13 protein-coding genes are annotated in these 13,065 nt (G+C 64.6%); 7 read left to right on the forward strand and 6 right to left on the reverse strand.

Annotated elements, in window-relative coordinates; translation table 11 throughout:
• Positions 1–112: 112 nt before the first annotated feature.
• From AC1D1N_RS31860 to AC1D1N_RS31880, 5 genes are read left to right on the forward strand one after another with little or no spacing between them, the layout of a single operon-like run.
• On the forward strand, positions 113–790 hold the full coding sequence (locus AC1D1N_RS31860; RefSeq protein WP_436261468.1) for a beta/alpha barrel domain-containing protein: 678 nt from the start codon (positions 113–115) through the stop codon (positions 788–790).
• On the forward strand, positions 790–2,247 hold the full coding sequence (locus AC1D1N_RS31865) for a xylulokinase (protein ID WP_436261467.1): 1,458 nt from the start codon (positions 790–792) through the stop codon (positions 2,245–2,247). The genes AC1D1N_RS31860 and AC1D1N_RS31865 overlap by 1 nt, the downstream gene beginning before the upstream one ends.
• Before the next feature lie 15 nt (positions 2,248–2,262).
• A complete protein-coding gene (locus AC1D1N_RS31870) occupies positions 2,263–3,555 on the forward strand; it encodes an iron-containing alcohol dehydrogenase (protein WP_436261466.1) in 1,293 nt (430 codons plus the stop codon).
• Positions 3,556–3,612: 57 nt separating this feature from the next.
• Positions 3,613–4,386, forward strand: coding sequence for an HAD-IIB family hydrolase (locus tag AC1D1N_RS31875; RefSeq protein ID WP_477353279.1), 774 nt, complete (start codon positions 3,613–3,615; stop codon positions 4,384–4,386).
• Positions 4,368–5,150 (forward strand): DeoR/GlpR family DNA-binding transcription regulator, encoded by a 783-nt coding sequence (locus AC1D1N_RS31880; protein ID WP_477353281.1) that lies wholly within the window; start codon positions 4,368–4,370, stop codon positions 5,148–5,150. The genes AC1D1N_RS31875 and AC1D1N_RS31880 overlap by 19 nt, the downstream gene beginning before the upstream one ends.
• 17 nt (positions 5,151–5,167) lie before the next feature.
• On the opposite strand, the gene AC1D1N_RS31885 is transcribed toward AC1D1N_RS31880, so the two are convergent.
• From AC1D1N_RS31885 to AC1D1N_RS31910, 6 genes are all read right to left on the reverse strand, one after another.
• Positions 5,168–5,677 (reverse strand): L-2-amino-thiazoline-4-carboxylic acid hydrolase, encoded by a 510-nt coding sequence (locus AC1D1N_RS31885; protein WP_477353283.1) that lies wholly within the window; start codon positions 5,675–5,677, stop codon positions 5,168–5,170.
• Entirely contained in the window at positions 5,674–6,459 is a 786-nt protein-coding gene (locus AC1D1N_RS31890) for an ATP-binding cassette domain-containing protein (RefSeq protein ID WP_477353285.1), read from the reverse strand. The genes AC1D1N_RS31885 and AC1D1N_RS31890 overlap by 4 nt, the downstream gene beginning before the upstream one ends.
• Positions 6,456–7,457, reverse strand: a complete 1,002-nt coding sequence (locus AC1D1N_RS31895; RefSeq protein WP_477353287.1) for an ABC transporter ATP-binding protein — start codon at positions 7,455–7,457, stop codon at positions 6,456–6,458. Before AC1D1N_RS31895 ends, AC1D1N_RS31890 begins: the two co-directional genes overlap by 4 nt.
• Positions 7,454–8,284 (reverse strand): ABC transporter permease, encoded by an 831-nt coding sequence (locus tag AC1D1N_RS31900; protein WP_477353289.1) that lies wholly within the window; start codon positions 8,282–8,284, stop codon positions 7,454–7,456. The genes AC1D1N_RS31895 and AC1D1N_RS31900 overlap by 4 nt, the downstream gene beginning before the upstream one ends.
• On the reverse strand, positions 8,281–9,267 hold the full coding sequence (locus tag AC1D1N_RS31905; protein ID WP_477353291.1) for an ABC transporter permease: 987 nt from the start codon (positions 9,265–9,267) through the stop codon (positions 8,281–8,283). Before AC1D1N_RS31905 ends, AC1D1N_RS31900 begins: the two co-directional genes overlap by 4 nt.
• Positions 9,268–9,539: 272 nt before the next feature.
• Complete coding sequence (locus tag AC1D1N_RS31910; protein ID WP_477353293.1) at positions 9,540–11,144, reverse strand: ABC transporter substrate-binding protein; 1,605 nt, start codon at positions 11,142–11,144, stop codon at positions 9,540–9,542.
• Positions 11,145–11,372: 228 nt separating this feature from the next.
• On the opposite strand from AC1D1N_RS31910, the gene AC1D1N_RS31915 reads away from it, so the two are divergent.
• Positions 11,373–11,522, forward strand: a complete 150-nt coding sequence (locus AC1D1N_RS31915; RefSeq protein WP_436261458.1) for a hypothetical protein — start codon at positions 11,373–11,375, stop codon at positions 11,520–11,522.
• Positions 11,519–12,709 carry a M24 family metallopeptidase gene (locus AC1D1N_RS31920; RefSeq protein ID WP_436261457.1) on the forward strand — a complete coding sequence of 397 codons (1,191 nt, stop codon included), beginning with the start codon at positions 11,519–11,521 and terminating at the stop codon, positions 12,707–12,709. Before AC1D1N_RS31915 ends, AC1D1N_RS31920 begins: the two co-directional genes overlap by 4 nt.
• Positions 12,710–13,065 lie beyond the last annotated feature (356 nt).

Raw genomic sequence — 13,065 nt, forward strand, 5'->3', positions numbered from 1 at the left:
ATAAAATATGTGGTACTGCAAACTAAAATGTGGCACCTTGCAACAAATGATTGGGAGATGTTAACAGACCGGCAGTAACCCGGCTTTCCCGACCAGGCGAGGGACCTTTCGGATGGACTTCATCTTCATGCTGACGCGAAACGATCGCACGGTCGAGGACTGCCTCGACCTGGTCGATCTGATCGAGCCGGTCGGTCTGAAGCATGTCGGCTTCAAGGATATTGGCGTTGCGCCCGATGTGCTGCGCAAGCTCGCCGGCGCCATTCGCCGGACAGGCGCCACCGCTTATATGGAAGTCGTCTCAACGACAGCGGAGGCGTGCCTCAACTCCGCGCGCATTGCCCGCGATCTCGGCATCCAACGCCTGCTTGGCGGCACCCAGGTCGACGAGATCATGGCGCTGCTGGAGGGGAGCGACACCGAATACTACCCTTTTCCGGGCCGGCCGGTCGGCCATCCGACCAAGCTCGGCGGCTCCCCGGGAGATGTCGAGGCCGATTGCCGCTCCTTCGCGGAAAAGGGTTGTGCGGGATGCGATATCCTCGCCTATCGCGCCACCGAGGCCGACCCGGCCGAACTGGTTCGCGCCGCCCGACGCGGCCTTGGTCCGTTGCGGCATCTGATCGTAGCCGGCGCGGTGGCTTCGGCCGATCGGATCAAGGCAATCAAGCAGGCTGGCGCAGACGCTTTTACCATTGGCACAGCGGTTTTCGACGGTTCCTATTCGCCGACGAAAGGTTCTATCCTCTCGCAACTGCGGGATGTCCTCGCGGATTGCGAGCGTGTCTAATGGCGGTTATCGGCATCGATCTCGGCACCCAGAGCCTTAAGGCGGTTGTCGTCGATGACGAGTTGCGGCTGCGTGGCGAGGCCGGCGTGCTTTACCAGCCGGCCTTTCCGGCGCCGGGATGGGCCGAACAGAATCCGGCGCTGTGGTTGGCGGCGCTGAAGCCGGCGATTGCCGACGCGCTCGACAAGGCCGGGCTGGCGCCATCCGACATCAAAGGAATCGCCATTGCCGGACAGCTCGACGGCTGTGTCGCTGTCGATAGCAGCGGTCAGGCGCTGGCGCCATGCATCATCTGGATGGACCGGCGCGCATCGGGAGAAATTGCCGGCATCGACCCGGATTTCATCCGCGAGCGCACGGGTCTCGTTCTGGACGCAACGCATATGGCGGCGAAAATCCGCTGGGCAACGCGCAACCTGCCCGAAGCGCGCCGAGTAGCACTCTGGCACCAGCCGGTATCGTTCGTGGTCGCGGCTTTGTGCGGCCGTGCCGTCATCGACCACGCGCTGGCCTCGACGACCATGCTCTATGGGCTGAAGGAGCGCTTCTATGCCGGCGATCTGCTCGCCGCCTTCGACATCGATGCAGATAAATTGCCCGGCATCGACGATGCATCGGCGGTCGCCGGCGCCTTGACTGCGGCCGGCGCCGATCTGACAGGCCTGCCTGTGGGCACACCGCTGGCAGTCGGCACCGGCGACGATTTTTCCGCAGCTATCGGCGCAGGCGTTGTCGTGCCCGGTGTCGTTACCTGCAATCTCGGCACGGCGGAAGTGGTCGGCGCGGTGTCCGACACGCCTCGGCTCGACACCGGCGGCCTGGTCGAGACGCATGGTTTTCTCGGTGACCGCTATTTCGTCTCCAACCCCGGATGGCTCTCGGGCGGTGCAGTGACCTGGTTCCTGTCCACTTTCGGCGTCGATTCTCCGGCGGCAATGTCGGAGCTGGCGGCGACGGTCGTTGCCGGCAGCGACGACCTGCTGTTCCTGCCGGCGCTGTCCGGCGCCATGGCGCCGCGCTGGATCGCCGAGGCGCGGGGCGCTTTCTACGGCCTTACTTCCTTCCACGGCAAAGCGGCCTGCGCGCGCGCGGTGTTGGAGGGCTGCGCTTTCGCCATGCGCGACGTTGTCGACCGGCTGGACGAACTTGGCATCGCCACCGGGCGCATCAGGCTCTCGGGCGGCGGCGCGCGTAGCCGGGTGTGGGCGCAGATCCGCGCCGATGTCAGTGGCAGGCCGGTGGAAATCGCCGACGCCGCCGATGCCTCGCCGATCGGTGCGGCAATCCTTGCCGCCAACGCCATCGGCCTTTCGTCCTCAGTGCAACAGGCGGCCGAAAGGCTGAGCGATGGCATCGAGACGATCGACCCCAATCCTTCGGCCAAGGCCGCCTACGACAGAAGTTACCGCCGGTATCGGACCCTGTTCGATGCCCTGACCCCGCTTCATGCTGACTGATTGGACGGCATCCCGATGTCCAAGGAAATGCTCGATCGCCTTATTGCCGGTACGTTGCCTGATCCGGATGGTGAGGGCATGCTATCGGTGCCGCTGAAGACCATCGTCATCGGGCGCGGTCTCGGCGACGAAGCGGATGCGCTGGTCAAGCCGTTACCGCTCGGCCGCAAGCTCGCCGTGGTTATGGATCCCGACACGCGACTGGCGCTGGGCGAGAGGGTGTCGATCGCGCTGCGCGGCTCCAGCGATGTCGACAAGATCATCCTGCCGCGCCATCCGCATCCGGACATGGACGCGGTGCGATCGGTGATCGCCCGCACGAAAGACGCCAGCGGCCTGGTTGCGGTCGGATCGGGCTCGATCAACGACATCACCAAATATGCCGCGCATCTGACCCAAAAACCCTATGTGGTGTTCGGCACCGCACCTTCGATGAACGGCTATACCTCGGTGTCGGCGGCGATCACCGAGGACGGGCTGAAGAAATCGCTGACGGCAAGCCTGCCGGTCGGTGTGTTTCTCGATCTCGACGTGATGGCGCGGGCGCCGCAACGGCTGATCGCCGCCGGCTTCGGCGACTCGATGGCGCGGCCGACAGCGCAGACGGACTGGCTGATGGCGCATCTGCTGATCGGCACGCCCTACAGGCAGGCGCCGTTCATGCTTCTGGCCGAGGACGAGAAGACGCTGATCGCCAAGGCCGGCGAACTCAGGACAGGGGACCTTGAGGCAATGGAAGTGCTGGTGCGCACGCTGGTCATGTCCGGCCTCGGCATGACTTTGTGCGGCGGCTCCTATCCTGCCAGCCAGGGCGAACATCTGATCGCCCACTACATCGATATGCGCGGCCAGGGACTGCCCGAGGCGCATCACGGCGAACACATAGCGGTGACGACGTTGACAATGGCGCGGCTGCAGGAACGCGTGCTGGCATTGCCGGAGCTGCAGCTTGCGCCGTCCGCCGATACACCGGACCGCTTCATCGAGATTTTTGGCGAAACGCTTGGACGCTCCTGCTGGGCAGCGTTCAAGCCCAAGCTGCTCGACCACGAGCGGGCGACCGCCATCAACACCATGCTGGCCGAGCAATGGCGTTCGTATCGCGAAAGGCTTTCCCGCGTGGCCCGTCCGGCGCGCGAGATCGCGGCAGCACTGCGTGCCGCCGGTGCGCCGACCACGCCGCAGGAGGTCGCCATACCGGCTGCCTTCTACGACGAAGCAGTCGCCAATGCCCGGCTGATCCGCGACAGGTTCACTATGCTCGACGTCGCGGCCGTCTCGCTCGAAACGGTCGCGGCGGGAGCCTGAGCGGGTGCTGCGTCCGCTTGCCGACTTCACCACCTGGACCGGCGCAAGATCGCCGTCGTGCTGACCGACATAGACGACACCTTGACTGACAGGGGACGATTGCCGGCAAAAGCCTATGCGGCGCTGGAGCGGCTGAAGCAGGCTGGGTTCATCGTCGCGCCGGTCACCGGCCGGCCGGCTGGCTGGTGCGACTTGATCGCGCGGCAATGGCCGGTGGATGGTGTGATCGGCGAGAACGGCGCGTTCTATTTTCGCTACGACGACGCTGCCAAGCGGATTGTTCGCCACTACGCCAAAAGCGCTGCCGAACGGCAGGCCGATGCCGCACGTCTGCGCGAGATCGAGCAGACGGTGCTGCGTGAGGTTCCGGGTGCGGCGGTCGCCGCCGACCAGCCCTATCGCGAGGCCGATCTGGCGATCGACTTTTGCGAGGATGTCGCGCCGCTGCCAAAAACCGAAGCGCTGAAGATCGTTGGTATCTTCCAGCGCTATGGCGCGACGGCGAAAATTTCGTCCATCCATGTCAATGGCTGGTTCGGCAAATACGACAAACTGTCGACAAGCCGGCTATTCTTGCAGGACTGTTTCGGTATAGATATTGACCACGACAAGGACAGCATTGCCTTCGTCGGCGATAGTCCAAACGATGCACCAATGTTCGGCTTCTTCCCCAACAGCGTCGGCGTCGCTAATGTGCTGGACTTCGCCGGCGAACTTCCGGCATCTCCTGCCTTCGTCACAAGCGGGCGCGGCGCGCAAGGATTTGCCGAGCTTGCTGACGCGTTGATTGCTGCAAAGGGAATGGAAGTGTCATGGATCGAGGCCGACTGACGAAGAAGGAGCGGCACGCGCTTATCCTTTCGGAAGTGCGCCGGTCGGCGTCCATTCGCATCTCCAAGCTCGCCCGGCGAATCGGGGTCGCCGGCGAGACCATCCGCCGCGATCTCATCGAACTCGGCGATGCCGGGCTGATCAACCGCACCTATGGCGGCGCGACGATCTCGCTGGTGACGACCGAACCGGTAATTTCCGAGCGCGGCCTGACCCTGGTCGACGAGCGCGCCCGCATCGGCCGCGGCGCGGCCGGCCTGATCGAGAAGGGCCAGATCGTGATGATCGACGGCGGTTCGACCACTTATGAGGTGGCACGCAACCTTTCGCAGCTGAAGCGCGACCTGACCATCATCACCAATTCCACCGGCGTGGCCTCGGTGGCCGGCGCCAATCCGACCTTTCGCGTGCTGCTTTGCCCCGGAACCTATGACAGCAGGGAAGGCAGTGTACTGGGCGAAGACACGGTCGAGTTCGTGCGCCGCTACAACGCTGACGTTGCCATCATCGGGGCGTCGGGACTAAGTGCCGACGGCCCGAGCGACATGATCTCCGGCGCCGCGGCAGTCAAGCGCGCGATGATATCGCGTTCACTGTCGACGGTGCTGGTGGTGACCCACGACAAGTTCGGCCGCTCCAGCCTGGAGCGCATCTGCGGACTTGACGACATTGCCGACATCGTCACCGACAGCGAACCCACGGCCGACCTGCGCACTGCTGCCGAACAGGCGGGCACGGAGCTGCATGTGTTCGCCGGCGACTGATTGGGCGGCGCCGCTGGCTATCCGGCAGCATCCCGGTTGGTCAGGGCGATGTGGCAGCAGCCGGAGCCGTGGCCCGGCGTCCAGGTGACATTGTCGAAGCGCACGCCCGTCGCCTCGAACAGGCCGCGGTCGAAGGCGCCGGCGATGCGGCAGAGCGTGGCAAGTTTTTCATCGCCGACACCGGCCTCGACCCAGGCCTCCTTCAGCGGACAGCGTTTCACCTTGAAGGCGATGTGGTCCGGCCCGCGCTCGACATCGGTCGGATACATCAGGCCGCCATCCGGGCTGACGGCCAGGAACGCTTCGCCGATGGCCGCTGCGTCGTTGGGCCCGAAGCGGGCAAAGGCTGCTGCCGCCACCTCCTTGCCGCGCTGCTCGATGGTGCGGATCATGATCGCTTCGGCTCTTTCCGCGCCCAGTTCGCCGGTCAGCTCGTCGAGAAACAGGCGGTAGAGATCGGCGCGGTTGCGGAAGGCGAAATCGAGTTCGCGCGAGAGTTTTTCGGCTCTGGCTTCGGCGTCTGTCATGGTACCTGCCTGCTGCTTCTGTTCAATCTTGGTGCCGCCGCCACCAGCGCCTTGCCGATGGCCGATTGCGGCGCGTCGATAACGGCGCGGGCGTCGCCGCTCTCGGCGATCCGCCCGGCGTCGAGAAGGACAACGCGGTGGGCGATCGCACGAACAACGCCGAGATCGTGCGAAATGAAGAGATAGGCGATCCGTTCCCTGGCCTGCAGGTCGAGCAGCAGCTCAAGAATCTGTCCGCGCACGGAAACGTCGAGCGCCGACACCGCCTCGTCGAGTACAATCAGCGACGGGTTCGTTGCGATGGCGCGGGCAATCGCCACGCGCTGGCGCTGGCCGCCGGAGATTTCATGGATGGCGCGTGGAGCGAGATCGGCCGTCAGCCCAACACGCTCGAGCAAGGCAGCGATGCGGGCCGGACGCTCGGCGCGGGAAGCGATGGCATGGATGCGCAAGGGATCGTCAAGCACGCGCGCCACCGTGGCGCGCGGGTTGAAGGCGGCGAGCGGATCCTGAAACACCATTTGCAGGTGGGCTCGCCGGGCGCGCAGGGCAGCGCCGTTCAAGGTAAGGAAGTCATCGCCTTCGAATTGTATGTTTCCGGCATCCGGTTCGATCAGCCTGAGCACCAGCCGCCCGATTGTCGACTTGCCGCTGCCGGAGGGGCCGGCCAGCGCCAGCGTTTCGCCGGGCTCGATGGTGAGGGAGACGCCGTCGACGGCGGCGATAGTCTTGCCGCCGCGGCGATAGCGTTTGGTCAGGTCGGAGACGGTGAGCAAGCTCATGCCGGCGTCCGTCGCAGCAGCGGCGAGGCGTCGAGGCCAAGATGGGCGTCGAGCAGCGCGCGCGTATAGTCCTGGCGCGGGGCATTGACGATCTGCTCCGTCGAGCCGATCTCAATCAGCTCGCCGTGCCGGAACACGGCGATGCGTTCGGCAAGCTCGGCGGCCAGCGCGATGTCGTGGCTGATGAACAACAACGTCATGCCATCCTCGATGACCAGTTGCCGGATCAGCGCGACGATCTCGGCTTGCACGATGGTGTCGAGCGCGCTGGTCGCCTCGTCGGCGATCAGCAGTTTCGGTCCGGCGGTAATGGCCGCGGCGATCGCTACGTGCTGCTTCTGGCCGCCGGAGAGCTGATGAGGAAAGGCGTGTATGGCGGAGGCCGGGTCGGGCAAGCGGACGCGTTCGAGCAGGTGCTTTGCCCTGGCGTAAGCTTGTGGCCAGTCAAGGCCGAGATGGGTGTGGGCGACTTCGGCGATTTGCTTGCCAACCGCCATCACCGGGTCGAGGCTGGCGGAAGGGTCCTGGAAGACGAAGCCGATGTCGCGGCCTGGGAGGGGCTGTCGGGGTCCGCCAATCGCGGATGTTCGGCGTTCCGTCACACCCCCCTCTGTCCTGCCGGACATCTCCCCCGCAAGGGGGGAGATTGTGCTCTCATCTCTGTCTTCGCCAATCGTCGAAGTTGAAGAGCCAACGTCGGAACTGCTGATCTCCCCCCCCGCGGGGGAGATGTCCGGCAGGATAGAGGGGGGTGCCTTGGCACTTGCCTTTCCCGTCGATTCCAAGAACCAATCGATGGTACCCTCAATCCTGGCACTCCTCGGCAGCAACCCTGCAATCGCCAGCGCCAGTGTGCTCTTCCCCGACCCGCTTTCGCCGATGATGGCCAGGCGCTCGCCTGCAACAACATCAAGGCTGATGCCTTTCAGCGCCGTCACCTCGGTCCCATCCCGCCGATAGTGCACCGAGAGATCGCGGATCTCAGCCAGCGCGGTCACGACAGGCTCCTCCGCACGGCCGTCGTCTCGACCACGCCTTCGCCGGCGAGATAGATACCGAGCACGGTCAGCACGAGTGCGATACCTGGAACGATCGACAGGAAGGGCGCGGTGCGCAGAACGGTGCGGCCCTCGGCGATCATGCCGCCCCAGGTGACGCGGTTGGGGTCGCCGAGGCCGAGAAAGGAAAGTGCTGCTTCGGTGAGGATCGCGGCGGCGACGATCACCGAGGACAGCGCCAGCACCGGCGGCAGAGCGTTGGGCAGCACTTCACGGAAAGCGATCGCCATCGGATGCATGCCGATGACGCGGGCGCCGGCGACATAGTCGCGCTCGCGGATCGACAGTACCTCGGCGCGCGCCACACGCGCCGGTCCGGTCCAGGCGCCAAGCGCGATGGCCGCGACGACAATGCCGAGCGACGGGCCAACGACGCTGACGAAAGCCAGCGCCAGGAGAAAACTCGGCACGGTCTGGAAGGCATCGGTGATGCGCATCAGCACCTCGTCGACAAGCCCACCGGCGAAGCCGGCCAGCGTGCCGATGACCGCACCGATCAAGAGCGCCGCCGCTGCCGCCGCCAGCCCGACCGCCAGCGAGGTACGGGCGCCGTGGAACAATTCGGCCAGCACGTCACGGCCGAGCCGGTCGGTGCCGAGCGGCAGCGACCAGTCCTGAAACGGCGGCAGCAGGGCCGGACCGGCGATAGCTTGAGGGTCGCCGGGGAAAAGCAGCGACGCAGACAGCGCCATGGCGAAAAGCACCGCCAGAATGATCGCGCCGGCGACCGCTTCCGGCCGGCGCAGGAGCCGGTTGAGCGGGCTCACGCGCCGGCCTCGCTGGCGCCGACGCGCGGGTCGAGAAAGGCGTAGGCGATGTCGACGGCAAGGTTGATGGCGATGACCAGGACGGCGCTGGTGAGGATGATGCCGAGCAGCAGCGGTGTGTCGCGCGAGGCCACCGCTTCCTGCGCCAGCCGGCCAAGGCCGGGTACGGCAAAGACGCTCTCGATGACGACGCTGCCGCCCAGCATCTGCGCTGATTGCAGGCCGAGCATGGTGATGAGGGGCAGCAGCGCGTTGCGGGCGACATGGGCAAACACGATGCGGCGGCGCGACAGCCCCTTGGCGCGGGCGGCGAGGACAAAATCCTGCCGCCAGGCCTCGGCCATGCCGGCGCGCATCATGCGCAGATAGAGTGCGAGGTAGATGAAGCCGAGGGCGGAAACCGGCAGGACGAGGTGCCTGGCGATGTCGGCGGCGCGGGCGAAGCCGGTCTTGTCGGAGGCCAGGTTCTCGATGCCACCGATCGGCAGCCAGCGCAAATCGACGGCGAAGACGACGATCAGCACCAGGCCGAGCCAGAACCCAGGCACGGCATAGAGCGCCAGCGAGCCGATGGACAGGAAGCGGTCGCGAAAACTGCCGGGTCTGGCGCCGGCATAGATGCCGAGCGCCGAGCCCAAGCCGAAGGAGAGCGCGGTGGCGCTGACCATCAGAAGCAATGTCGTCGGCAGGCGCTCGAGGATGACTTCGCGGATCGGTCGCGAGAAGGTGACTGACTGGCCGAGGTCGAGATGCAGCAGCGCCCAGAGATAGTTGGCGAGCCGTGTCAGTTCCGACTGATCGAGGCCCCAGCGATGACGCAGCAATTCGATCATGCCGGCATCGCCGCCGGTCGAGACGATATAGGCGTCGACGGCGTCACCGGGCGCGGCTTCGAGCAAAAGGAAGGTGCCGATGATGACGATCAGCAGCACGAAGATGCTGCCGACGAGACGGCGGCGAATGAGGGTGAGGGCGCGGATCATGGGGAAATGGCGCCGCGCGAAGGTATTTGAAGTTGCGCTCTACGGCGCGCCCCTCTGTCCTGCCGGACATCTCCCCCACGAGGGGGGAGATCAGCTGTCATCCCTGCCTTCGCCAATCTCCAACGTTGCGGGACTGAGCGGGCGGCAGAAACTGCCAATCTCCCCCCTCGTGGGGGAGATGTCCGGCAGGACAGAGGGGGGCGCGAAGGAACTCTCATCCCTGATGATGAGCACTCGCTCAAACGATGCGCAAGCATCGCGTGCGGATCGCGCTAGCCCGCCAGGTACGTGTCCGCCCAGTTCGAAACCGCCCAGCGCGGATTGTTGGCGATATTCCCCACCGTGTCGCGCGCGACGCTGATAAAACTCCACTCCGCAACGTTGATCAGCGGCAGGTCGGCGGCCACCTCCTTCTGGAATTCCTTGTACAGATCGGTGCGCGCTGTGGTGTCGAGCGTTTCCGATGCCTTGGCGATCAGCGCATCGAGCGCATCGTTCTTGTAGCCGCCCTGGTTGGAGAAAGGCACGCCGTCCGGAATGCCGCTCTGCACCAGGATGGTGGTCGAGATCGCCGGGTCGCCGCGGAACACTGGCGGGCCGACGGCGAGGTCGAAGGCGTGGTCGGTGTAGACCGCCTTGATGTGCGCGGGCGCATCGTTGTTGACGATCTCGGCGTCGATGCCGATGGCAGCCAGCGCCTGGCGCAGATAGTCGCCGAATTGTTTGGTCTCGTTGAAATAGGGCGCCGGCAGGAGTTTGAGCGCAAAGCGCTTGCCATCATCGGCCTTGGCGTAGCCGGCATCGTCGAGCAAGGCGTTGGCCTTGGCGACATCGAATGGATAGGTCGGCACGTCGGCGGTGTAGAATTGCGGGTCATTCTTCGGCACCGGGCCGGTGGCGGTCGCGGCATAGCCGAGGAACACCGTCTTGACGACGAAATCCTTGTCGATGGCATGCGCGATGGCCTGGCGCACCTTCACCTCGGCCAGTTCCTTGCGGCGATGGTTGATCTCGACGACGAGCTGATAGGTTAGCCCCTCATAGCCCTTGGAGATGACCTTCAGGCCCGGCACTTTGGAGATGCGGTCGAGGTCGGCCAGTGGCACCGCGGAGAAGGCGGCGAGCTGGATCTCTTCGGCCTCGAGCGCGGACGCGGCCGACGTGCGGTCAGGAAGCACCTGATAGATGATCTCGTCGAGATAGGGCTCGTCCTTACCCCAGTAGTCGGCATTCCTGGTCAGCTTGTAATACTGGCCGGCCTTGTACTCGCCGAACTTGAACGGTCCGGTGCCGATGGGCGCATTGTTGGCCGGGTTCTCCTCGATCTTGCCGACCTCATAGACATGCTTTGGCACCACGCTCGACAGCGCCGGCAAGGCGTTGCGGATGAGCTGGAACGGAGTCGGCTTGGCGAATTTGAATACGGCGGTGAAGTCGTCCGGGGTGTCGACGCTGGCCAGATCCTTGAACACGGTGCGGCCGAGATTTTGCAGCGGCTTCCAGATCTGCAGCGCCGAGAAGGCGACGTCGGCCGAGGTGAACGGCTTGCCGTCATGCCATTTGACGCCCTCGCGCAGCTTGAAGGTCACCGACAGCCCGTCGGCGGCGCCTTCCCAGGAGAGCGCCAGACGCGGCTCGAGCCCATCCTTGCCGTCAAACGAGGCTTCGGCCAGCGTCTCGACGATCTTGCTGGAGATGAAGAAAACGCCGTTGGAGGCGACGATCGCCGGATTGAGATTGCGCGGCTCGGAATCGGCGGCGAGCACGAGGCGGCCGCCCTTCTTCGGTGTCTGCGCCCAGCCCGATGCCGGCATGGCGGTGGAGGCCAGCAGCAGGGCCGACCCCGAAAGCAGCGTGCGTCTAGAAATATCTGACATGATCGAACTCCGTCCTCTCCGCGACCCTGCCGGGTGCACCAATCCCCCCCGGATACCAGCGGGGTGCGCCAGCCTCCTTGTAGCGCCGATTATGGGCCTTGTGCGGGGTTTCGCCAGAGACGGAATTGGCGCATCCTTGCTTGGCTTTGAAATTTTCGTCCGCTGGACCAGTTAGAAGCAGTGGCTCCAACCGATCATTCTGGTAGGACCAGATTGGCTGAGTAGCCGATGAATGACGATTTGCAGACTGGCGCGGTGACGCCATTTCCTTGTTTCTGGCTGGACCAGAGTGAGCATAATGGTGCAGATTTGATCGACAGCCGAGGGATCGGGCGCAGCGCGACCGACGATCCCAAGCAATCAGGGAGAGAAAGATGAACATCGCCCCGGGCAAGAATGCCGTCAGCAATATCCCGTTCGACCAGGCACGGGTCGACCGGCTGATGGAAGAAGCCGGCATCGATGTGCTGCTGGCGACGTCCAAGCACAACACCCAATATCTGCTCGGCGGCTACAAGTTCATCTTCTTTGCCGCCATGGATGCGATCGGCCACAGCCGCTATCTGCCCGTTGTCGTCTACGAAAAGGGCGGGCCGGAACATGCCGCCTATATCGGCAACCGCATGGAAGGCGCGGAGCACCAGAACAATCCGTTCTGGACGCCGACGCTGCATGCCGCCTGCTGGGGCACGCTCGACGCCGCCAATCTTGCGGTGGAGCATATCAGCAAGATCGGCAAGGCCGGCGCGCGCATCGGCATCGAGCCAGCCTTCCTGCCGTCCGACGCCTATGCGCTGATCCGCAAGGCGCTGCCGGACGCCAAGCTGATCGATGCGACCGACATGCTGGAGCGCATGCGCGCCATCAAGACCGATGCCGAGCTGGAAAAGCTGCGCATCGCTTCCGAGCTGATCACCGATTCCATGCTGGCGACCATCCAATGGGCGCGCGAAGGCACCACCAAGGCCGATATTATCGAGCATCTGCGGCGCGAGGAAACCAATCGCGGCGCGCATTTCGAATATTGCCTGCTGACGCTCGGCTCCAGCCACAATCGGGCGGCGTCACCGCAGGCGTGGAAGAAGGGCGAGGTGCTGTCGATCGATTCCGGCGGCAATTACCATGGCTATATTGGCGATCTCTGCCGCATGGGCATTCTCGGTGAACCCGATGCCGAACTGGAAGATCTGTTGGCCGAGGTCGAGACGGTGCAGCAGGCGGCCTTCTCCAAGGTCAAGGCAGGCACCATCGGCGGCGACATGATTTCGCATGCCGAGGGCGTGCTGAAGGCCTCCAAGGTTGCGCCCTATACGGATTTCTTCGCCCACGGCATGGGGCTGATCACGCATGAAGCGCCGTTCCTGATGACCAACCATCCGGTGACGTACGAAGGCACTTACGCCGCCAAGCCCCTGGAAACGAACATGGTGCTGTCGGTGGAGACGACCATGCTTCACCCGACGCGGGGGTTCATCAAGCTGGAGGATACGGTTGCGGTGACGGACACCGGTTACGTGATGTTCGGGGATAGGGCGCGGGGATGGAACAGGGGTGGGGCGGCCTAGTTCGGCGCGACCCCCTCACCCGGATTGCCATCCGAATTGCGAAGGGCAATTCGGGACAATCCGACCTCTCCCCTAGGGGAGAGGAGGGAGTTGGCGTTGGCGCCTAGCTCTTCTCCCCAACGGGACCTGTTGCGCAGTTTGAGGTGCGCGACGGCGGGATGGGAATGCAGCCGGTCGTCACTTGCGCTTGGGGATTGAGGCCTAGTTTTGGGGTTTGAGGTGGCGGTTCGGCCGGTACGGCCGAGCTGCAGGCGCACCTATCCCGTGATGGCCGCCCATCGGCGCATGTTGAAGGCGATGGCCGCCATCGTCACCTGAGCGGTAGCCTTGGCCAGTCCGATGTAGCGGATCGTGGT

Source organism: Mesorhizobium sp. P2_B5 (genome assembly GCF_056404775.1).